At 61.5% G+C, this 20,640-nt stretch carries 18 protein-coding genes; 5 read left to right on the top strand and 13 right to left on the bottom strand.

What is annotated here, in order from left to right; translation table 11 throughout:
• Nucleotides 1-46: 46 nt before the first annotated feature.
• The gene (locus BLT86_RS04840) at nt 47-826 is read left to right on the top strand and encodes a DUF4394 domain-containing protein (RefSeq protein WP_075747292.1); all 780 of its coding nucleotides are present in this window, start codon (nt 47-49) and stop codon (nt 824-826) included.
• Nucleotides 827-887: 61 nt separating this feature from the next.
• On the opposite strand, the gene BLT86_RS04835 is transcribed toward BLT86_RS04840, so the two are convergent.
• The 7 genes from BLT86_RS04835 to BLT86_RS04805 form a co-directional block, all read right to left on the bottom strand.
• A complete protein-coding gene (locus BLT86_RS04835) occupies nt 888-1,676 on the bottom strand; it encodes a dienelactone hydrolase family protein (protein ID WP_017677161.1) in 789 nt (262 codons plus the stop codon).
• A 107-nt stretch (nt 1,677-1,783) separates the two neighbouring features.
• Nucleotides 1,784-2,776, bottom strand: coding sequence for a response regulator (locus BLT86_RS04830; RefSeq protein ID WP_017677162.1), 993 nt, complete (start codon nt 2,774-2,776; stop codon nt 1,784-1,786).
• A complete protein-coding gene (locus BLT86_RS04825; protein WP_231976579.1) occupies nt 2,773-6,414 on the bottom strand; it encodes a PAS domain S-box protein in 3,642 nt (1,213 codons plus the stop codon). The genes BLT86_RS04830 and BLT86_RS04825 overlap by 4 nt, the downstream gene beginning before the upstream one ends.
• Before the next feature lie 186 nt (nt 6,415-6,600).
• Complete coding sequence (gene htpG, locus BLT86_RS04820; RefSeq protein WP_092375088.1) at nt 6,601-8,499, bottom strand: molecular chaperone HtpG; 1,899 nt, start codon at nt 8,497-8,499, stop codon at nt 6,601-6,603.
• 157 nt (nt 8,500-8,656) lie between these two features.
• Entirely contained in the window at nt 8,657-9,904 is a 1,248-nt protein-coding gene (locus tag BLT86_RS04815) for an MFS transporter (protein WP_092375084.1), read from the bottom strand.
• A gap of 69 nt (nt 9,905-9,973) precedes the next feature.
• On the bottom strand, nt 9,974-10,420 hold the full coding sequence (locus tag BLT86_RS04810; protein WP_045733186.1) for a PaaI family thioesterase: 447 nt from the start codon (nt 10,418-10,420) through the stop codon (nt 9,974-9,976).
• Nucleotides 10,417-10,896: a PaaI family thioesterase gene (locus BLT86_RS04805; protein WP_059392196.1), complete on the bottom strand. Its 480-nt coding sequence runs from the start codon at nt 10,894-10,896 to the stop codon at nt 10,417-10,419. Before BLT86_RS04805 ends, BLT86_RS04810 begins: the two co-directional genes overlap by 4 nt.
• A gap of 175 nt (nt 10,897-11,071) precedes the next feature.
• Between BLT86_RS04805 and BLT86_RS04800 the strand changes: the two genes are divergently transcribed.
• On the top strand, nt 11,072-11,368 hold the full coding sequence (locus BLT86_RS04800; RefSeq protein WP_003460576.1) for a hypothetical protein: 297 nt from the start codon (nt 11,072-11,074) through the stop codon (nt 11,366-11,368).
• A gap of 42 nt (nt 11,369-11,410) precedes the next feature.
• Here BLT86_RS04800 and BLT86_RS04795 read toward each other — a convergent pair whose 3' ends face one another.
• The 5 genes from BLT86_RS04795 to BLT86_RS04775 all read right to left on the bottom strand — a co-directional run bounded on the left by BLT86_RS04795 (nt 11,411) and on the right by BLT86_RS04775 (nt 17,369).
• Nucleotides 11,411-11,806, bottom strand: coding sequence for an MAPEG family protein (locus tag BLT86_RS04795; protein WP_017677168.1), 396 nt, complete (start codon nt 11,804-11,806; stop codon nt 11,411-11,413).
• A complete protein-coding gene (locus BLT86_RS04790; RefSeq protein WP_017677169.1) occupies nt 11,803-12,537 on the bottom strand; it encodes a DUF599 domain-containing protein in 735 nt (244 codons plus the stop codon). The genes BLT86_RS04795 and BLT86_RS04790 overlap by 4 nt, the downstream gene beginning before the upstream one ends.
• Nucleotides 12,538-12,642: 105 nt before the next feature.
• On the bottom strand, nt 12,643-13,959 hold the full coding sequence (gene brnQ / locus BLT86_RS04785; RefSeq protein ID WP_017677170.1) for a branched-chain amino acid transport system II carrier protein: 1,317 nt from the start codon (nt 13,957-13,959) through the stop codon (nt 12,643-12,645).
• A 360-nt stretch (nt 13,960-14,319) separates the two neighbouring features.
• Nucleotides 14,320-15,705, bottom strand: a complete 1,386-nt coding sequence (gene cysS, locus BLT86_RS04780; RefSeq protein ID WP_092375081.1) for a cysteine--tRNA ligase — start codon at nt 15,703-15,705, stop codon at nt 14,320-14,322.
• Entirely contained in the window at nt 15,705-17,369 is a 1,665-nt protein-coding gene (locus BLT86_RS04775; RefSeq protein ID WP_092375079.1) for a glutamine--tRNA ligase/YqeY domain fusion protein, read from the bottom strand. Before BLT86_RS04775 ends, cysS begins: the two co-directional genes overlap by 1 nt.
• Before the next feature lie 159 nt (nt 17,370-17,528).
• Between BLT86_RS04775 and BLT86_RS04770 the strand changes: the two genes are divergently transcribed.
• Nucleotides 17,529-18,026 carry a peptidylprolyl isomerase gene (locus BLT86_RS04770; RefSeq protein WP_092375076.1) on the top strand — a complete coding sequence of 166 codons (498 nt, stop codon included), beginning with the start codon at nt 17,529-17,531 and terminating at the stop codon, nt 18,024-18,026.
• A gap of 4 nt (nt 18,027-18,030) precedes the next feature.
• Nucleotides 18,031-18,759, top strand: a complete 729-nt coding sequence (gene lpxH, locus BLT86_RS04765; RefSeq protein WP_092375074.1) for a UDP-2,3-diacylglucosamine diphosphatase — start codon at nt 18,031-18,033, stop codon at nt 18,757-18,759.
• Nucleotides 18,760-18,890: 131 nt separating this feature from the next.
• On the opposite strand, the gene miaE is transcribed toward lpxH, so the two are convergent.
• The gene (miaE, locus tag BLT86_RS04760) at nt 18,891-19,544 is read right to left on the bottom strand and encodes a tRNA-(ms[2]io[6]A)-hydroxylase (RefSeq protein WP_092375071.1); all 654 of its coding nucleotides are present in this window, start codon (nt 19,542-19,544) and stop codon (nt 18,891-18,893) included.
• A gap of 157 nt (nt 19,545-19,701) precedes the next feature.
• Between miaE and BLT86_RS04755 the strand changes: the two genes are divergently transcribed.
• Nucleotides 19,702-20,565, top strand: coding sequence for a universal stress protein (locus BLT86_RS04755; RefSeq protein WP_074857305.1), 864 nt, complete (start codon nt 19,702-19,704; stop codon nt 20,563-20,565).
• Nucleotides 20,566-20,640 lie beyond the last annotated feature (75 nt).

The raw sequence follows: 20,640 nt of genomic DNA, 5'->3' as shown, positions 1-20,640 counted from the left end.
GCCAGCCGGCTTCGTCTCGATGCTGAAACCTTTATGAGGAACAACCATGAAACGCATCACTACCCTTTGCACCGCCAGCCTGCTGACCCTGAGCGCAGGTGCCGCCAGCGCCACCGAACTGCTCGCACTGGGCGCCGATGGCAAGCTGTTCAAGGTCGATGTCGCCAGCCTCAAGGTCACCGCCAGCATGGCGGTCAGTGGCGCCAGCGACCTGCGCGGCCTGGATGTGCGTCCGGCCAGCGGTCAGCTCTACGCCCTCAGCGGTACCGATCAGCTCTACACCCTGGACGCCACAAGCGGTAAAGCAACTGCAGGTAGCAAGCTGCAAACTGCGCTGTCCGGCAGCGGCCAGGCGGTGGTCGATTTCAACCCGGTGGCCGACCGCCTGCGCCTGCTCGGCCCGGACGGCACCAGCCTGCGGGTAAACGTCGATACCGGTGAAGTGGCCGTAGACGGCAAGGTCGCCTACGCCACCGACGGCCCCTACGCGGGCAAGCAACCCAAGGTGGTCGCCGGCGCCTACACCAGTTCCTATGCCGGTACGCAGAGCACGGCGCTGTACAACATCGACCTGGCCAGCAGCAGCCTGATGCTGCAGAACCCGCCAAACGATGGCGTGCAGCAACTGGTCGGCAAGGTCGCCGATGGCCTCAAGGCAGCTGCGCTGGATATCGCCAGCGACGGCAAGGGTGGCAACACCGCCTACGTATTGACCGGCAAGACCCTACACCAGCTGGATCTGACCAGCGGCAAGCCCACCACCCTGGGCGACGTCGCCGATCTGCCGGACGGCATCATCGACATCGCCGTGCTGCCCGCGAAGTAAGATGAAAAAAGGCTGCGCCCATCGGGCGCAGCCTTTCGTTCAACGCATCGCAAACCTGGCGTCACTGCTCGGCGAATACCTCATCGAACAGATCGTTCATCGCCTTGAATGCTCGCGCGGCGACCACCGGATGGTATTCGTTGCGACCCGGCACGTTGGCCTTGGGGTTGGTGAACGAGTGCACGGCGCCGCCGTAGCTCACCAATTGCCAATCAGTCTTGGCTGCCTTCATCTCGGCGATGAAGCCGTCGACCTGCGCCTGCGGTACGGCAGGATCATCAGCCCCATGCAGTACCAGTACCGGCGCCTTGATGTTCTGGGCATCGGCCGGATTGGGCGTATCCAGATTGCCGTGGAAGGATACGAAGCCTTTCAGCGGCGCCCCAGAGCGCGCGAGTTCCAGCACCGTGCCGCCACCGAAGCAGAAGCCGATGGCTCCCAGCTTGCTCAGATCCAGTGCCACCTCGCCGTTCTGCGCCTTGAGTACCTCGACTGCAGCCTGCGCACGCTTACGCATCAGCGGGCGATCTGCACGTACGGCAGTGGCCGCGGCCCCTGCTTCTTCGGCATTGCTGGGACGAATGGATTTACCGTACATGTCGGCGACGAACACCACGTATTTGTCGCCTGCCGCGCGGGCGGCCTTGGCCACGGTGTCTTCATTCACCCCCATCCAGTTGGGAACGGCGAGCAGCCCAGGGCGCGGCGTGGTGACCGAATCGTCGTAAACCAGCACGCCTTCGAAGGCTTCGCCATCGATTTCGTACGCAACTGTCTTGGTCACGACCGCCGCATCGGCAAGACCAGCGAATGCGGCGCACAACAGGGGAACCAGTGTCTTCTTCTGCATGATGAGACCTGCCCTTGGCAATGGTAGGCCCCTAACAATAGCCTCACCTTCGACAATGACCAAGTCGAGAGGAGGCGGGTTTTAGACAGGAGATTTCAAGCGGCAGGTTATTCGGCCCAGCGTTCCTTGATCTGCAGAATCTCGGGCAAACAAGCGATGAACAGCTCGACCAGACGGGGATCGAAGTGGCGCCCACTCTGTTCACGCAGAAAACCGACTGCATCGTCCACGGACCAGGCCTGTTTGTAGGGGCGCACGCTGGTCAGCGCGTCGAACACATCGGCAATGGCGACGATGCGGCCCTCCAAGGGAATGTCCTCGCCACTCAGACCGTTGGGGTAGCCGCTGCCATCCCACTTCTCATGGTGCGACAGGGCAATGCGTTGCGCTGTGCGCAGCAGCCCCGAGCTGTGCTCGCCGATGATCCGCGCACCGATCTCCACGTGCTGGCGCATCACCTGCCACTCCTGCTCGTCGAGCTTGCCCGGCTTGCGCAGCACGGCGTCGGGAATACCGATCTTGCCGACATCGTGCATCGGTGCCGCATTGAGCAGTTCCTCGGCCGCGCTTTCGCTGAAACCGGCGGCCAGCGCCAGCACCTTGGAGAAATGGCTCATGCGAATGACGTGCAGGCCGGTCTCGTTGTCCTTGTACTCGGCGGCCATGCCCAGGCGCTGGACAATCTGCAGGCGAGTCTGTTTGAGCTCATCGACACGCACCAGCGACAGGTGAGTACGCACCCGGGCACGCACGATGGGCGGGCTGATCGGCTTGGTGATGTAGTCCACCGCACCAACTTCGAAGCCGTGTGCCTCATCCTCGACATCGCCCAGAGCGGTAACGAAGATCACCGGAATCGTCTTTAGCAGAGGGTTGGCCTTGAGCCGCTCGCAGACCTCGTAACCGGTCATGCCCGGCATCATCACATCGAGCAGAATCAGGTCAGGCCGTTCACGTTCGGCCATTTCCAGCGCGCGCGAACCCTCCTTGGCGAATAGCAGGCGATAGTCCTCTTGCAGGATATGGCGCAGCACCTGCAGGTTGGTGGGTTCGTCATCGACCAGCAGCAACAGCGGACGAGTATCGGCAGCCAGGGTCATGATGGGGTCGTTTCCTCGTCTTGCAGTTGCAGCAACAGTCGATCGAGCACCAGCAGAGCCTGATCGAAATCGAAATCTTCCAGCGCCTGACGCATATCGCTGAGCGCGGCGCCATAGGCTGTGCCCCTGGCGGCCTGCTCCATGACAGCAAGGGTTTCATCGTCCAGGCCGCCCCGCTGTAGCGCCTGCCGCAGCTGAATTGCCTGTTCACGCAGCGTGGGCAAGTCGACGGCCGCGCTTTCAGCCGAAGATACGACTTCCGGCACCTGCGGCACCACGTCCTTGACCGTCAGCAGAGCCTGCTCGAGTTCCACGATCAGTGCAGGCAACGCCTGCTCGTCTCGCCGCTGAAAGGCCTGCTCGATCGACTGTCCAAGGCTGGCAAGGCTGCTCATGGCCAGGTTGCCGGCGGCGCCGTGCAGACGATGCGCGAGCGCCTCGCCCTCGCGCCAGTCGCGCGCCGCCAGCAGATGGCTGAGACGCGCCGCCAGAGCATGCTGTTCGGCAATGAAGGTATTGATCGCCTGCGCCATACGCAGCGGCCCGCCCCACAGGCTGCTGCCACGGACCCAGTCGAACAGGCCATCTTCGGCAACCCGGGTGGCACTGACCACTGCGCTGGGTACATCGGTCAGCCCGAGCAGGCGGGCGATTTCCCAGAGCAGCGCGTTGACATCCAGTGGCTTCGAAGCAAAGCCATTCATACCCGAGTCCAGCGCGGCCTGACGATCCTGATCAAGCACGCTGGCGGTCAGGGCAATGATCGGAATCGGCTCTCGTGCCTCGGCGGCTTCCAGCTGGCGGATCCGCCGCGACGCTTCCAGACCGTCGACACCCGGCATCTGCACATCCATCAGGATCAGATCGAAACGTTGCTCGGTGAATGCCTGCAGTGCACCTTCACCATCGGCGACGCAGTGTACGCGATGGCCAAAATGCTCCAGGGTCAGTTGCAGCAGCTCGAGGTTCTGCGGCACGTCATCGGCCGCAAGAATGTTCAACTGCCCCAGCTCAGGCAGCACGGCACGTTGCTGCGAGGCCAGACGCTTGCCGGCACGCAGCGGCAACTCGACGCTGAAGCAGCTGCCCTGCCCTTCAGTACTTTCGACCCGCAAACGCCCCCCCATCAACTCGACCAACTGCCTGGAGATGGTGGTGCCGAGGCCGGTACCGCCAAAGCGTCGGCTCATCGAGGCATCAGCCTGAGCGAAAGGCTCGAAGATCTTCTCCAGGCGATCGGCTGCGATACCGATGCCGGTGTCCTTCACCGCCAGGCGCATCGCGCCCGGCTCACCCGTCACTTTCAGGCGAACCTCGCCGTGCAGGGTGAACTTGACCGCATTACCGAGCAGGTTGGTCAGGACCTGTTGCAAACGCAGTGGGTCACCACAGAAGAACTCGTTGGTCGTTGCCGGGTAATCCAGATGCAGCTGCAGGCCTTTGCTTTCGGCCGTCAGGCGCTGCGCCGCGAGTACCTGCTCGCACAGCTCACGCAGGGAGAAATCCAGTTGTTCCAGTTCGATGGCACCACGATCGAGCTTGGCCGTGTCGAGGATGTCATTGAGCAAGCCCAGCAACGAACGCGACGAATGCTGCACGGTGCTCAGATGGCGACGTTGTTCACTGGAAAGTGGCGTTTCCAGTAGCAGGTCGGTAAAGCCGATGATGGCATTCATCGGCGTACGAATTTCATGGCTCATGTTGGCCAGGAAGCTGCTGCGCGCGGCAGCGGCGGCTTCGGCGCGATCACGGGCAGCCCGCAGATCCTGTTCCATGACGCGGCGCGGGGTCAGGTCGGTCGCCAACTTGACGACCTTGAACGGCTTGCCGTCGGTATCGAGGATCGGGTTGTAGCTGGCCTGAATCCAGACTTCCCGCCCGCCCTTACCAAAGCGGTGGTATTCACCTGCTCGAAAATGACCTGCACGCAGATCCACCCAACCCTGGCGATAAGCATCGCTTGCCACCAGCTCAGGATCGCAGAACATGCCGTGGTGGCGCCCTATCACCTCCGCCTTGTCATAACCAAACAACGCCAGTGCATTGTCGTTGATGTCGAGGATATTGCCGTCGAGGTCGAACTCGATCAGTGCCATCGCCTTGCTGATCGCGGTGACCTTGCCTTCGTATTCGGCATTGCGCCGCTTGGTTTCGGTCTGGTCGAGCAATACGCCATCGATCCAGCGCGGCACACCGTTTTCGTCGCAAACTGCGCTACCACTTTCCCAGATCCAGTGTTCCGCGCCATCGCGGTCGAACAAGCGGTATTCGACAACGTAGTTGCGGCCTTGCTCGATAGCCTGCATCACCTCGGCGGCGACTCGCTGATAGTCGTCCGGGTGATACATATCGGCAATCGAACAGCGGCGACTGATGAAATCCTCCGCACTCCAACCGGTGAGGGGCTGCACCGCATCGCTGATAAATATCATGGTCCAGTCCTGATCCAGCGTGCAGCGGAACGACACACCAGGAATGTTGCTGATCAACGAACGGTACTGCTGCTCGCTGTCACGCAGGGCCTTCTCCATGGCTTGTCTTTCGCTGATATCGGCGACGAATACCACGAACAGCGGACGGCTGCCTGAATGGGTGATGCCAACGCTGATGCGCACCAATTTCTCTTCGCCGTCACGGGTCAGACACACCAGTTCCTGCTCACCGGCCGGCATCGTCAGACGACCCGTTCTGAGGTAGTTCGCCAGCAGCACCTCCACCTGCTCGACATGGCGAGCAGGCATCAGTGAGCGCATGTGCATGCCCACCAACTCCTCCGGCGTCCAGCCGAACAGACGCGAGACCGCGCGATTGGCCGAGCGCAACGTGCCGGTGTGATCGACGGTGATGATGGCATCCAGAGCCGTGTCGAAGATCGAGCGCAAATGCTGCTCGCTGGCCTTGAGTTGAAGACTCATGCGGCGGTAGCGCAGCAGCGTATTGACCGCCACCACGAAGACTGTCAGAGCGACGGTCAGCAGCGTGATGGCAATGGCGATATAACCACTGTCGACCACCGCCATCGGAGCTTCGGACTCCGGCGTACCGACGAAACGCGCCGCAGCCATGCCGGTGTAGTGCATGCCACTGATCGCCAGGCCCATCACCAGGGCGCTGAGCAGAAGCGCCCAGAGGGTCGGCAAACGCCCCTCCAGACCGAAGCGTACCCACAACGCCAGAATGGCCAGGGCGACGGCAACGACGATGGACAGGGCGAACATCCAGGGGTCATAGCGCAGCAGCGGCGCCATCTGCATCGCCGCCATACCGCTGTAGTGCATGGCTCCGATACCGGCTCCGACCAGTACGCCCCCCACACACAGCTGCAACAGGCTCAAGTCACGCCGCGCCAGCAGGCTCAGCGCGACCCACGAAGCAGCCAGGCTCGGCAGCATCGACAGTAGCGTGATGCCCAGATCGAATCGCACCGCCGCACACAGCTCGAAGGCGAGCATGCCGAGAAAATGCATGGACCAGATGCCGCCGCCAAGAGCGAGCGAACCGGTGAGAATGGTGATTTGCCTGGCGACCGGATGCGAACTGTCGCGTGCTTCGCCAGCCAGCTGCAGCGCCATGCCGGCGGCGAATACAGCAATAGCCAGCGACAGCAGCACCAGGGACGTGTCGTAACTACTGAGCACAAGGACACTCGGGTCCGCGCCCATCAAGAAGAACAGCTCGAAAATCGACATACCACCCCAGGGCACTGCAGAAAGCCAGCCAATTGCCAGCATCTGAAACGACGGGGTCGCGCTTGTCAATTAAACCCGATCAATCGCGCGCATAGAAAAGCCCGCCGAAGCGGGCTTGTTCCACTACCTGACCTATCAGGCAGAAAGCTCCACCAACAACTTGTTCAGACGCTGCACGTAAGCGGCAGGATCTTTCAGGCTGTCACCAGCGGCCAACGCGGCCTGATCGAAGAGAATGTGCGACAGATCGGTGAAACGGTCCTCGTCCGGCTCGGCATCCAGACGTTCGATCAGCGGATGCGCAGGGTTGAACTCGAAGATCGGCTTGGCATCCGGAACCTTCTGCCCGCTGGCCTCGAGAATCTGGCGCATCTGCAGACCGAGATCCTGCTCACCGATGGCGAGAATCGCCGGCGAGTCGGTCAGTCGATGAGACACGCGAACCTCGGCGACCTGCTCGCCCAGGGCACCCTTGAGGCGTTCGATCAACCCCTCCTTGGCCTTGGCGACTTCTTCCTGGGCCTTCTTGTCCTCTTCCGAGTCCAGCTCACCCAGATCCAGGTCACCACGGGCCACGTCGACGAACTGCTTGCCGTCGAACTCGGTCAGGTAGCTCATCAGCCACTCATCGATACGATCGGTGAGCAGCAGCACTTCGATGCCCTTCTTGCGGAAGACTTCAAGGTGCGGGCTGTTCTTGATCTGCGCGTAGCTTTCACCAGTGAGGAAGTAGATCTTGTCCTGACCTTCCTTGATGCGGCCCAGGTAGTCAGCCAGCGAAACCAATTGCTCGTCGCCTTCGCCAGCAGTGGAGGCGAAACGCAACAGGCCGGCGATCTTCTCCTTGTTGGCGAAGTCTTCTGCCGGGCCTTCCTTGAGCACCTGGCCAAAGGCCTTCCAGAAGGTCTTGTAGTCGTCCGGCTTGTCTTTGGCCAGCTTCTCCAGCATGTCCAGCACGCGCTTGGTCAGCGCCGATTTCATCGAGTCGATGACCGGGCCGGACTGCAGGATCTCGCGGGAAACGTTCAGCGACAGGTCGTTGGAGTCGACCACACCTTTGATGAAGCGCAGGTACAACGGCAGGAACTGATCGGCCTGATCCATGATGAATACGCGCTGCACATAGAGCTTGAGGCCCTTGGGCGCTTCGCGGTGATACAGGTCGAACGGCGCCCGGCCCGGCACGTAGAGCAGCGAGGTGTACTCCAGCTTGCCTTCGACCTTGTTGTGGCTCCAGCTCAGCGGGTTCTCGAAGTCATGGCCGACGTGCTTGTAGAACTCCTGGTACTCCTCGTCCTTGATCTCGGTACGCGGACGGGTCCACAGGGCGCTGGCGCGGTTGACGGTTTCCCACTCGACTTCGGCCGGCTTGTCTTCACCGTGATGCTCTTTCGGCAATTCGATGGGCAGCGCGATATGGTCAGAGTACTTCTTGACGATGTTGCGCAGGCGCCAGCCATCGGCGAACTCCTCTTCACCGCTCTTCAGATGCAGAACGATGCGGGTACCACGCTCGGCTTTCTCAACGGTGGCGACTTCGAACTCGCCTTCACCTTTGGATGACCAATGCACGCCTTCGCTGGCCGGGCTACCGGCACGGCGGCTGAACACTTCGACCTCGTCGGCGACGATGAAGGCAGAATAGAAACCCACACCGAACTGGCCGATCAGGTGCGAATCCTTCTTCTGGTCGCCGGAGAGATTTTTCAGGAAGTCGGCAGTGCCGGACTTGGCGATGGTGCCCAGGTGCGCGATGACTTCCTCGCGGCTCATACCGATACCGTTGTCTTCGAGGGTGACGGTCTTGGCATCCTTGTCGAACGACAGGCGGATCTTCAGTTCGGCGCCACCTTCGAGCAGCTCCGGCTTGGCCAGCGCTTCGAAACGCAGCTTGTCAGCGGCGTCTGACGCGTTGGAGATCAACTCGCGCAGGAAGATTTCCTTGTTCGAGTACAGGGAATGGATCATCAGGTGAAGCAGTTGCTTCACCTCGGTCTGGAAGCCCAGGGTTTCTTTTTGAGTTTCCACACTCATGGTCTGCTAACTCCATCTGTAGGACAGGAACCGCTATCGCGGCGATGACCTACAGATGGGGCCTGCTGGATGAATTTCAAGGGCTTGGAGCAGGCGCATCATCGTCTCGGGCAGGTAAAAACCACCTGCAAGCCGAATATGGCGGGTTGCACCCGCACTACGGCTCCAGCAGTTCCAGGCGACCGATTTCTTCCGGTTTGAAACTGAAGCTGGCCTGGCCGCCGCCACTGCCCATTTGTTGACTGAGGCGAATGCTGCCATCGTCATCGACACCGACGAAACGCCCCTCCACCATGCCGCCACTGGCGCGGCTCAGGCGCATGCTGAGGTTGCGGTACTGTTCCGGGTTGCGCTGCAAACGCGCCAGGCTGAAACGCTGACGACGGTCGACCGGACGACTCAGGCGCTCCTCGACGGCAGTCGCTTCAACTTGTTGTGTCAGTTGCTTGGCCGCAACGGAGGGCAATGCCGGGAAGCGATCGCCCTCCACCATCCAGCCTTGCTCAGAGCGCTTGTGCAAACGAATTGGCAAGCGCTCGTTACGCCCGTCGATCTGCGCGTCAACCTGCAATTCCAGGGTATCGCCCTCGAAGGTGAACACCGGCAGTTTCAACTCGCGCACGTCGCGCGTAGCGAAACGTCGTTGCAGATAGTCCTGCAGGAGATGGGCGATGGTGTCATTGGAGTCGTACCGGGTATCGACCTTGCCATCCACATAGCGCAGGCGATCACGGTACAGCTCGACCCGGCCACTCAGGCTGGTCTTGAAGCGTGGCGGCATGACCAGATGGAAATCACCGACCAGTCGATTCGGTTCCTGCGGTTGCAGGTCCAGATGCAGGGTGTAGCCACGGCTCAGGCGACGCGCCTCGGGCAGGTCCTGCTCCGGTAACAGCCAGCTCAGCTCGACCTCTGGCAGGTTACCGCTGTCCTGGGGCAGCACGTCGATACGTACAGGACCATCGACTGGCTGCGGCAGGCGGATACTCAGTTCGCGCAGGGCGAAGAAATCCAGGCCCTCGCGCAGCACCAATACGCCATCGATCAGCTCACCTTGCTGCGGGCGAAATGGCTGGCCGTTGAGCTCACCGTCCAGATCGATGGCCAGCTCTGCCGGCACTTGCACCTCGGGTTTGAGCCAGTCCAGACGGACGATCGCCGCCAGACGCTCGGCATCCTTGCTCGCCAGCAAGGTCAAACCCACCACCAGCGGGATGACGCCAAGCCCGATAAGAGTGACCGCGCTACGCGCTCGCCGCCAGTGGCGCACGATGTAGATCAAGGTGATCGGTGGGATCAGACTGCCCCAGCCCCACAACAGGCTGGTGGCGAACGCCCGCATGACCAGCCATACCAGACCGGCCAGCATCAGCACCAGGCCACCAATTATCAGCAACGCATCCATCTACAGGGTCCTTGTCATGATTTCGCTGCGCTGCCGATCCGCTCCAATTGCCGGGCAAGTCTCAACGACTCAGGGCTCATCGACCTTGAAGTGGGCACGGGCGGTGGCAATCGGTTCGGTCTGCTTGGTCTGCCAGGCGGTGATCGCCACGTTGGCCACCCGACGCCCCTGCCGCCAGACCTGGCACTGCGCATAGGTGTCACGATAATGGCCGGCGCGCAGGTAATCTATCGAGAAGTCGATGATTTTGGGCAAATGTGGAATGCCCATGAACATCAACAGATGGAGCATGGCTGCATGCTCCATGAAACCAGCGATTACGCCGCCATGCAGCGCCGGTAATACCGGGTTACCGATGCAGTCGTGGTTGGCTGGCAGACGAAAGACCATGTCGTCGCCCAGACGCAGGCATTCGATGCCCAGCAGCTTGGCGTAGGGAATCAGATTGATCAGCGGGTCATAATCGTTCTGCTGGTGCGCACGCGCTACCAGTTGCTCCAGACTCAGCTCGCTCATGCGTCACCGCCTTGCTGGATATTGCGCTTCAGCTCAGCGCCGCCCTGCACGGCCTTGCCCATGCGCATGAAGGCACCGACCACGTGAGCAATTGGCTGCTCGGGGTCGTCCTGATAGGCATAGCCGCGAGTGAAGATAATGTTGGGCGTGACCCGATAACACTCGGCGAAACCAAAGACGTCCTTGCCGGGCTCGGCCGGGTGCATGTAATCGATGCGCAAATCCAGGGTCGGGCATATTTCGAACTCCGGCAGCACGCAGACCGTGGAGATACCGCAGGTGGTGTCCATCAGCGTGGTAATGGCGCCACCGTGGATCACACCGGTGTCCGGGTTGCCGACAATATGCGGCGCGTAAGGCAAGCGCAGCGTCAGTCCTTTGCCGTCGGCCGACTCGACACTCATGCCCAGCACCTGACAATGACGTAGCACGGCCAGAAACCGCTGCGCCCGCTCCTTGATCGACTGCTCACTCATCACACTGCTGCTCTGCCGCAAAAAAGGCTGCGCATGATAGCGCCTTGCTCCCGGACTAACACCCGTCCGGGGGCCAGCCTTCAAGGCCAAGGGAACTTATTGGCAGCGCCGACATTCAAAGTGACTGTGTGCTCTGGGGTAAGCCCAGCCACTTATAACTCTCACACATGGAGTGATGACCGTGAACAAACCTCTGACTTATGCCCTGCTGCTTGCCACTGCCCTGGGTCTCGCCGCCTGCGAGAAAACCCCGGAAGACAAGATGGAGTCGGCCAAGGAGTCAGTCTCCGAAGCGATGGAGAACCTGGGCGATGCCGCCAAAGACACCGGCGATGCCATCGAACAGAAGACCAACGAAGCCTTGGGTAATGAACCTACCACTGGCGAGAAAATTGAGGATGCGGCCAGCGATGCGGCCGATGCCATCGAGGATGCCGGCGACGAAGCCAAAGACGCTGTAGACGGCCAGTAACCTCCGCTGAAAATCAGGAAGGCCTGCAATGCGGGCCTTCTTTCATTTCAGCGCCGGGCTGATCATCAGCAGCAGGCTACAGGCCAGGCCCACCACCCATACCAGACTGCGCTGCCAGTGCAGATCCCACCAATAGAACAGCAGATACAGCACGCGACTGACGACGAAGGTGACGGCGAGAATGTCGATCAGAAAGCCGTAGGTCTGCGTGGTGTGCGCCATCAGCACACCTGCCGCGAACAGTGGGAAGGCCTCGATACTATTCAAATGCGCCGCCAGAGCACGCGCGCCGAAACCCGTCAGACGCGCCTGCTGGGCACGCGGGTGATGGTTGTCATAACGACCACCGCCCTCCTCGGCCATGGCCCTGGCCACCGGGGCCTTGGCGATGAAGATCAACAAGGCGCTGATGAAGACACACCAGAACGGCAGGCTCATTCACTCTTCTCCTTGGCCACCTCGGCGGCCGGCGTTGGGGTATACACCATCACTTCCAGCACGTCCGAATGGAACTCGCGGCGATACAGCACCACGACTACGCCGGCAGTCACCAGCATGAAGAACCAGGGGTTGATGAACCACGCCAGGGTTGCCATCCCGAAATAGTAGGCGCGCAAACCGAAGTTGAACTGGTTGGCAGCCATCGAGATCACCCGTGCTGTGCGCTCTGCGAAAGCCTTGCGCTCCTGCTCGGTGACATGCCGCTCACCCACCATCGGCGCCGACCCCACCAGCACCGCTGCGAAGTTGTACTGGCGCATGCACCAGCTGAAGGTGAAGAAGGCATAGACGAAGATGATGCCCAGGCACAGCAGCTTGATCTCGGACAGGCCACGACTGGCCTGTTGCACGAAAGGAATGTCGGCCAGCAGCGACAGGGCGCGGTCGGAGGCACCCAGCACGGTGAGGATACCGGCCAGGATAATCAGCGTGCTGGAGGCGAAGAACGAGGCGTTGCGCTCGAGGTTACCGATCACGTTGGCGTCGGCAATGCGATTGTCACGCAGCAGCATGCGGCGCATCCAGTCTTCACGGTACAGGTGCAGGACGCTGGCCAGACAGGGTGTGGTTCGCGCCTTCGAGGAGGCATAGCGGGTGTAGCCGCCCCAGCACAGAACGAACCACAGTGCGGCCAGAAAATGAGGCAGGTACGGATAGCTGTTGAGCATGCCAACTCCTTGTAAGACTGCTGCGGATTATAGCCAGGCTGCCTGTTTTCTTGTTCGACAAAAAAGGCCGCCTCGTGGGCAGCCTTGTTTTGTTTCGAGGGTCTATTACGCAGTGGTAGCGCTCTGACGCAGGCCCAGAAGGCGGTCGAGCGCCACCACCAGAACCAGCGTCACCGCCACCGGCAGCAGCCAGCCCAGGCTCTGACCGGCCAGAGGCAGTTGCCCGAACCAGGCGGGGACCTTGTCGGCCCATGGGGTCGCGGCAACACCGTCGGCCACACCGAAGACCAGCGTAACGGCCATCACCGGCACGAAAACCAGCGCCTGGGAAACCCACAGGCGATCGGCCAGGCTCAATGCAACCAGCACGATAGCCAGCGGATACAGCCCCACCAGAACCGGAATCGAGAAACTGATCAGTTGGGTCAGGCCCTGATTGGCCACCACCAGGCTGAACAGACCGAAAACGATTACTACCGTTCGATAGGAAACCGGCAGCAGCTTGCTGAAGAACTCGCCGCAGGCAGTCAACAAGCCAACCGCGGTGGTCAGACAGGCCAGGGTGATGACCACCGCCAGCAGCAGGCTGCCGGGGGTGCCGAAGGTATGTTGCACGTAGGTGGTCAACACCTGCACGCCATTTTGCGCATCACCGGCGATGCCCTGGCTGGTAGCACCGAGATAGAACAGCGCCAGATACACCAGCGACAGACCGATGGCCGCGATAACGCCGGCAATTATCGAATAACGGGTTACCAGGCCTGCATCACTGACACCACGGTCGCGAATGGCGCTGGCGATCACGATGCCAAACACCAGCGCGCCCAGGGTATCCATGGTCAGGTAGCCCTGCAGGAAGCCCTGCACCAGCGGCGCTTCGCGGTAGCTCTCGGCTACCGCGCCAATCTCGCCTGCCGGCGCGAACAGCGCAGCGCCGCCCAGCACCAGCAGCGCTGCGAGCAGTACCGGCGTGATGAATTTACCGATACGGTCGACCAGCTGGCCGGGATTGAGCGAGAGGAACAGCACGGCCGCGAAATACACCAGGGTATAGATCAGCAGCGGCGCCCCTTCGTTACCGGTGAACGGCGCAATGCCCATCTCGAAGGACACCACGGCGGTACGCGGCGTGGCGAACAGCGGACCGATGGCCAGGTAAACCGCTACCGCGAGGATTGCACCCGCCACCTTACCCAGAGGAGCGGTAAGCAGATCCATACCACCGCCCACTCGGGCCAGGGCCACCACAGTCAAAAGCGGCAAGCCGACGCCGGTCAGCAGGAAACCGAGTGCTGCGGGAAGCAGATTCTCCCCGGCGGCAAGACCAGCACTGGGCGGGAAGATGATATTGCCTGCGCCGAGAAACAACGCAAATGTCATGAAGCCGAGGGCCAGGAGGTCCGAGCCTTTCAAACGAGTCATAAAGGGAAATACCACAAGCAGGAAATCGAAGAGTTGCGGGGGTTTCCTTGAGGGATCGGGGAAACGTCGCCCGAGCGTTTGGCTCGAACCACTGCAAGCATCGCCAGGCGCTTGTGGCGCCACGGACACGATAAGGCGCGCATACTAACGAAAAGCGCCCGCCAGCAGCACAGTTGGCGGACGAGCTGTCGAACTGGCGTAACTGACTGTCGCATCGGCAAAAGTTATGGGAAATCTGACCGCCACACTTTCGCCCCCTACCTGGACCGCTCCTTATGGGTCTCGGCAGCTCGCTCACAGCGTAAGAAACCGAAAAATGAAAAAGGCCGCGAAAGCGGCCTTTGTCGTTGAGCGCGAGGCTTACTCGGCCAGGCGCCAGGTGGTACCGCCCTTACCATCTTCCAGCACCACGCCCATGGCGGTGAGCTGGTCGCGGATGCGGTCGCTTTCCGCCCAGTTCTTCTCCGCACGGGCTTGCAGGCGCGCGGCGATCAGCGCATCGACCTCTGCTGCATCGACCTTGCCGGCAGCACCGGCCTGGAGGAAGGCCTCTGGCTCCAGTTGCAGCACGCCAAGCACGCTGGCCACTTGCTTTAGCTGGGCAGCCAGGCCGGCAGCGGCCTGCACATCGGACTCCCGCAGGCGGTTGACCTCACGGATCATCTCGAACAGCACGGCGCAGGCTTCCGGCGAGTTGAAATCGTCGTCCATCGCCGCGCCGAAGCGCTCGACGAATTCCTCGCCACCGGCAGGCGCGGCTTCCGGCAAGCCTTTGAGGCCGTTGTAGAAACGCTCCAGGGCGCCCTTGGCTTCCTTGAGGCTCTCCTCGGAGTAGTTAATCGGGCTGCGGTAGTGACTGGACACCAGCAGGTAGCGCACCACCTCCGGGTGGTACTTCTCCAGCACCTCGCGAATGGTGAAGAAGTTGCCCAGACTCTTGGACATCTTCTCGCCATCCACTCGCACCGCGCCGGCGTGCATCCAGGCATTGGCGTACTGCTTACCGGTGGCCGCCTCGCTCTGCGCGATCTCGTTCTCGTGGTGCGGGAACACCAGATCCGGGCCGCCGCCATGAATGTCGAAAGTCTCGCCCAGGCAGCAGGTGGACATCACCGAGCACTCGATATGCCAGCCCGGGCGCCCTGCGCCCCAAGGCGACTCCCAGCTAGGTTCGCCCGGCTTGACGCCCTTCCACAGGACGAAGTCCAGCGGGTCTTCCTTGGCCTCGTCGACCTCGATGCGCGCACCGATCTTCAGGTCTTCGATCTTCTTGCGCGACAGCTTGCCGTAGCCAACGAACTTGCCGACGCGGTAATACACGTCGCCATTGCCCGGCGCATAGGCATAGCCCTTGTCGATCAGGGTCTGGATCATCTGGTGCATGCCGGCGATATGGCCGGTGGCACGCGGTTCGATGTCCGGGCGCAACACGGACAGACGCGCCTCGTCCTCGTGCATCGCCGCGATCATGCGCTCGACCAGTGCCTCGAACGGTTCGCCGTTCTCGTTGGCACGCTTGATGATCTTGTCGTCGATGTCGGTGATGTTGCGCACGTAGGTCACGTCATAGCCGCGCTGACGCAACCAACGGGTGACCACGTCGAAGGCGACCATCACGCGGGCGTGGCCGATATGGCAGAAGTCGTAGACGGTCATGCCGCACACGTACATGCGTACGCTGTTACCGATCAGCGGCTTGAACGGTTCCTTGACCTTGCTCAGCGTGTTGTAGATCGACAGTGCCATTACTGCCCCCAGGAGTCGCGCAAGGTCACGGTGCGGTTGAACACCAGGGCGTCCGCCGTCGAGTCCTTGTCCAGGCAGAAGTAGCCCTCACGCTCGAACTGGAAGCGGTCGTCGGCAGCGGCTTTGACCAGCGACGGCTCGGCGCGGCAGCCGGTGAGCACCACCAGCGAGTCCGGGTTGATGTTGTCGAGGAAGCTGCCGCCCTCCTCGCTCTTCTCCGGGTTGGCGGACTTGAACAGACGGTCGTACAGGCGCACTTCACACGCGACGCTTTCGGCGGCCGGCACCCAGTGGATCACGCCCTTGACCTTGCGGCCCTCCGGATTCTTGCCCAGGGTGTTCTCGTCATAGGAGCAGCGCAGCTCGACGATATTGCCGGCGGCATCCTTGATCGCCTCATCGGCACGAATCACGTAGCTGCCGCGCAGGCGCACTTCGCCACCGGGGATCAGGCGCTTGAAGCCGTCCGGCGGGGTTTCCTCGAAGTCGCTGGCGTCGATGTAGATCTCACGGGAGAACGGCAGCACGCGGGTGCCGATGTCCTGCTTCGGATGGCGCGGCAGCTCGAGGTTCTCGACCTGGCCTTCCGGGTAGTTGGTGATCACCACCTTCAGCGGCTTGAGCACGCACATGGCGCGCGAGGCGTTGGCGTCCAGGTCTTCGCGGATGGCGAATTCCAGCATGCCGATGTCGACCAGGCCACCAGCGCGGTTGACGCCGATCATGTCGCAGAAGGTGCGGATCGAAGCCGGGGTGTAGCCGCGGCGACGGTAGCCGGACAGCGTCGACATGCGCGGGTCGTCCCAGCCATTGACGTGACCTTCATCGACCAGTTGCTTGAGCTTGCGCTTGCTGGTGATGGTGTAGTTCAGGTTCAGCCGGGCGAATTCGTACTGACGCGGCTGCGCCGGTACTGGGAGATTGGCCAGGAACCATTCGTACAGCGGGCGGTGATCCTCAAACTCCAGGGTGCAGATCGAGTGGGTCACGCCTTCGATGGCGTCTGACTGGCCATGGGTGAAATCGTAGCTCGGGTAGATGCACCACTTGTCACCGGTCTGGTGATGGTGGGCATGACGGATGCGGTAGAGGATCGGGTCGCGCAGATTGATGTTCGGCGAGGCCATGTCGATCTTGGCGCGCAGCGAACGGGTGCCATCGGGGAACTCGCCGGCCTTCATGCGGGCGAACAGGTCGAGGTTTTCCTCGACGGAGCGGTCACGGAACGGGCTGTTCTTGCCTGGTTCGGTCAGACTGCCGCGGTACTCGCGCATTTGCTCGGCATTCAGGTCGCAGACGAAGGCCTTGCCCGCCTTGATCAACTCGATGGCCCAGGCGTGCAGTTGCTCGAAATAGTTGGAGGCATAGCGCTCCTCGCCCGCCCACTTGAAGCCCAGCCATTCGACATCGGCCTTGATCGCGTCGATGTATTCCTGATCTTCCTTGGCCGGGTTGGTGTCGTCGAAACGCAGGTTGCACTGGCCGCCGAACTCTTCGGCCAGGCCGAAGTTCAGGCAGATGCTCTTGGCGTGGCCAATGTGCAGGTAGCCGTTGGGCTCCGGCGGGAAGCGGGTCACGATCTGGGCGTGCTTGCCGCTGTCAAGATCGGCCTGGACGATGGGGCGCAGGAAGTTGGCAGCTTTTTCGACAGTGGGCTTGCTCATGGTGTCCTTAACAATACTGGCGCGGCACAGGGTAGGCCGCATCGGGCAAAGTCCGTATCATAACCAACCTGTCAAGCCCCTGACAGGGTGCATGCCAACCTGTCAGGGCTGTTCACCCACGAGCCAGCGGCTCGAATCTGCCTCATCACGGATACGATCATGATCAAACTGCACACCAACCACGGCGTCATCACCCTGAACCTGTTCGCCGACAAGGCCCCGGAAACCGTGGCCAACTTCGAGCAATACGTGAAGGAAGGCCATTACGACGGCACCATCTTCCACCGCGTGATTGGCAACTTCATGATCCAGGGCGGCGGTTTCGAGCCGGGCATGAAGCAGAAGCCAACCCGCGCACCGATCAAGAACGAAGCCAACAACGGCGTGGCCAACAAGGTCGGCACCATCGCCATGGCCCGCACCATGGAGCCGCATTCGGCCAGCGCGCAGTTCTTCATCAACGTTGCTGACAACAGCTTCCTCAACCACAGCGCACCGACCGTACAGGGCTGGGGCTACGCCGTATTCGGTGAAGTGGTCGAAGGCATGGACGTGGTCGAAAAGATCAAGGGCGTGGCCACCACCATGAAAGCCGGTCATCAGGATGTACCGGTCGACGACGTGATCATCGAGAAGGCTGAAATCGTAGCCGAGTAAGTCGATGATCCTGCTGATCTCCGATCTGCATCTCGAAGAGAAACGCCCGGACATCACCCGGGCGTTTCTGCATTTTCTCGCTACGCGCGCACCTCAAGCCGAAGCCCTGTACATCCTCGGTGACTTCTTCGAGGTCTGGATCGGCGACGATGGCATGACGCCCTTCCAGCATGAGATCGCCGGCGCCCTGCGCGAACTGAGCGACGCCGGCACGCACATCTACCTGATGCACGGTAATCGCGACTTTCTCATCGGCAAGGCGTTCTGCCGCGAAGCGGGCTGCACCCTGTTGAGTGATCCGCACAAACTGCAGGTGAATGGCGAGCCGGTACTGCTGATGCACGGCGACAGCCTGTGCACCCTCGATGTCGGCTACATGAAGCTGCGCCGCTGGCTGCGCAATCCGCTGTCGCTGCTGATCCTGCGCAACCTGCCACTGAGCACGCGACAGAAGCTGGCGCGCAAGCTGCGCAACGAAAGCCGCGCACAGACGCGAATGAAAGCCAGCGAGATTGTCGACGTCACACCACAGGAAGTGGTCAAGGTGATGGCCGAGCACAGCGTGCGCACGCTGATCCATGGCCACACCCACAGGCCGGCGGTGCATGAGCTGGAAGTCAACGGCCAACCGGCACGGCGCATCGTGCTGGGGGACTGGGACCGTCAGGGCTGGGCGCTGCAGGTCGACGAAACGGGCTTCAACCAGGCGCCGTTCGAACTGACGCCAGCCTGACCGTAGCCCGGATGAAATCCGGGGCGATCTTTCGATAAATCCCCGGATTTCATCCGGGCTACGACTGCAGGGCTTTGCTCCCCTCTCCCGCTTGCGGGAGAGGGGCATCAGATGGCCGCTTCGCGACTACTTTATGCGGGCACGCCACTATGGAAACGGAATTGCTCATCCGGCGTGGTGATCAGCTCCTGCTCCACCGCGCGCACCACCTCGATACGCGCATCGACATCGGCCGCGTCGCCATACAGGTAAGCGAGCTTGAGATAGCCCCGATAGTGGCGCCCTTCGCTCTCCAGCAACCCGGCGTAGAACTTGGCCAGTTCGGCATCCAGACGCGGCACCAGCGCGGCGAAGCGCTCGCACGAGCGTGCCTCGATGAACGCGCCCACCACCAGCACGTCCACCAGCCTTTCCACTTCGCCACCGCGCAGCAACGCGCGCAGGCCAGCCGCGTAACGCGAGGCGGAAACATGACGAACCTCGATGCCACGCCCGCGGATGATCTTGCTCACCTGCTCGAAGTGCACCAGCTCCTCACGAGCCAAACGCGACATTCTCGCGGTCAATTCGGTCTTGGTCAGATAGCGCCCCATCAGGCTCAGGGCCGTTTGCGCCGCTTTGTATTCCAGGTTGCGGTGATCGAGCAGGAGGATCTCCTGCTGGCGCAGGGCCTCGTCCAGCCAGGCGCCAGGGGTAGCGACGCCACCGAGAAACTCGAGAATTTCCTGCAGGATCGTTACAGGTTCCTCGCCATTACTCGGAACATGCTTGGTAATTGACATCATATTTGAAGCGCTCTCGGTGCTGGCGAGGTTGGAAATGGCGGGCCATTATACGAGTGACAGGCCGGACGACCAGCATGCCGTTGATACAGGTCAACATGCCGCTGATAACGACCTGCCTATAGTTAGATAACTGCCATTCACGCTCAGGGAGATGACCATGCAAGCGATCCGCAGCATTCTGGTGGTGATGGATCCCCAACACCCAGAAGCCCTCGCACTGAAACGGGCCAAACTGATAGCCGGGGTAACCCAATCACACCTGCACCTGCTAGTCTGCGACAAGAAAGGCGACCACAGCGCCTGGCTCAATGACCTCAGCAGCGAACTGGGCAAGGAAGGCTTCAGCGTTTCGTCGCAGCAGTCCTGGCATGACAACCCGCATCAGACCGTAATCGCTGCACAGCAAGCCGAGGGCTGTGGCCTGGTCATCAAGCAGCATGTCCCCGACAACCCGCTGAAAAAAGCCATTCTCACCCCGGAAGACTGGAAGTTGCTGCGCTACTGCCCGGCGCCGGTGCTGATGGTCAAGACCGAACGCCCCTGGACCGGCGGCAACATCCTCGCCGCAGTGGACGTCGGCAACGCCGATGGCGAGCACCGCACCCTGCATGCCGGCATCGTCAGCCACGGCTACGATATCGCCGGCCTGGCCAAAGGTACGTTGCACGTGGTCACTGCGCATCCGACGCCAATGCTGTCGGCCGCCGACCCGACCTTTCAGCTCAAGGAAACCATCGAAGCGCGCTACCGCGAGCAATGCCGCAGCTTCCAGAGCGAATACGACATCAGTGACGAGCGCCTGCATGTGCTCGAAGGCCCTGCCGACGTAGTGATTCCGCAGGTCGCCAGCCAGCTCAACGCCGCTGTCACGGTGATTGGCACCGTGGCCCGCACCGGACTCTCCGGTGCGCTGATCGGCAATACAGCCGAAATCATACTCGACGCCCTGGAATGTGACGTACTGGTGCTCAAGCCGGACGAAATCATCGCCCACCTCGAAGAGCTCGTTGCCCAACGCTGACGACAAGGACGCATGTTCATCTGTAGGAGCCAGCTTGCTGGCGATCTGTGGTGCTAAAGATCGCCAGCAAGCTGG

It is taken from the genome of Pseudomonas sihuiensis, from assembly GCF_900106015.1.
GTDB lineage: Bacteria > Pseudomonadota > Gammaproteobacteria > Pseudomonadales > Pseudomonadaceae > Aquipseudomonas > Aquipseudomonas sihuiensis.
The sequence above is the reverse complement of the archived record's forward strand: the minus strand, read 5'-3'. Positions and strand labels throughout refer to the sequence as shown.

Excerpts from the sequence above, each read along its gene's own strand:
- BLT86_RS04840 (WP_075747292.1), top strand. The coding sequence starts at position 47 with ATGAAACGCATCACTACCCTTTGCACCGCCAGCCTGCTGACCCTGAGC.
- BLT86_RS04835 (WP_017677161.1), bottom strand. The coding sequence starts at position 1,676 with ATGCAGAAGAAGACACTGGTTCCCCTGTTGTGCGCCGCATTCGCTGGT.
- BLT86_RS04830 (WP_017677162.1), bottom strand. The coding sequence starts at position 2,776 with ATGACCCTGGCTGCCGATACTCGTCCGCTGTTGCTGCTGGTCGATGAC.
- htpG (WP_092375088.1), bottom strand. The coding sequence starts at position 8,499 with ATGAGTGTGGAAACTCAAAAAGAAACCCTGGGCTTCCAGACCGAGGTG.
- BLT86_RS04815 (WP_092375084.1), bottom strand. The coding sequence starts at position 9,904 with ATGGATGCGTTGCTGATAATTGGTGGCCTGGTGCTGATGCTGGCCGGT.
- BLT86_RS04810 (WP_045733186.1), bottom strand. The coding sequence starts at position 10,420 with ATGAGCGAGCTGAGTCTGGAGCAACTGGTAGCGCGTGCGCACCAGCAG.
- BLT86_RS04805 (WP_059392196.1), bottom strand. The coding sequence starts at position 10,896 with ATGAGTGAGCAGTCGATCAAGGAGCGGGCGCAGCGGTTTCTGGCCGTG.
- BLT86_RS04800 (WP_003460576.1), top strand. The coding sequence starts at position 11,072 with ATGACCGTGAACAAACCTCTGACTTATGCCCTGCTGCTTGCCACTGCC.
- BLT86_RS04795 (WP_017677168.1), bottom strand. The coding sequence starts at position 11,806 with ATGAGCCTGCCGTTCTGGTGTGTCTTCATCAGCGCCTTGTTGATCTTC.
- BLT86_RS04790 (WP_017677169.1), bottom strand. The coding sequence starts at position 12,537 with ATGCTCAACAGCTATCCGTACCTGCCTCATTTTCTGGCCGCACTGTGG.
- brnQ (WP_017677170.1), bottom strand. The coding sequence starts at position 13,959 with ATGACTCGTTTGAAAGGCTCGGACCTCCTGGCCCTCGGCTTCATGACA.
- cysS (WP_092375081.1), bottom strand. The coding sequence starts at position 15,705 with ATGGCACTGTCGATCTACAACACGCTGAGCAAGGTCAAGGAACCGTTC.
- BLT86_RS04775 (WP_092375079.1), bottom strand. The coding sequence starts at position 17,369 with ATGAGCAAGCCCACTGTCGAAAAAGCTGCCAACTTCCTGCGCCCCATC.
- BLT86_RS04770 (WP_092375076.1), top strand. The coding sequence starts at position 17,529 with ATGATCAAACTGCACACCAACCACGGCGTCATCACCCTGAACCTGTTC.
- lpxH (WP_092375074.1), top strand. The coding sequence starts at position 18,031 with ATGATCCTGCTGATCTCCGATCTGCATCTCGAAGAGAAACGCCCGGAC.
- miaE (WP_092375071.1), bottom strand. The coding sequence starts at position 19,544 with ATGATGTCAATTACCAAGCATGTTCCGAGTAATGGCGAGGAACCTGTA.
- BLT86_RS04755 (WP_074857305.1), top strand. The coding sequence starts at position 19,702 with ATGCAAGCGATCCGCAGCATTCTGGTGGTGATGGATCCCCAACACCCA.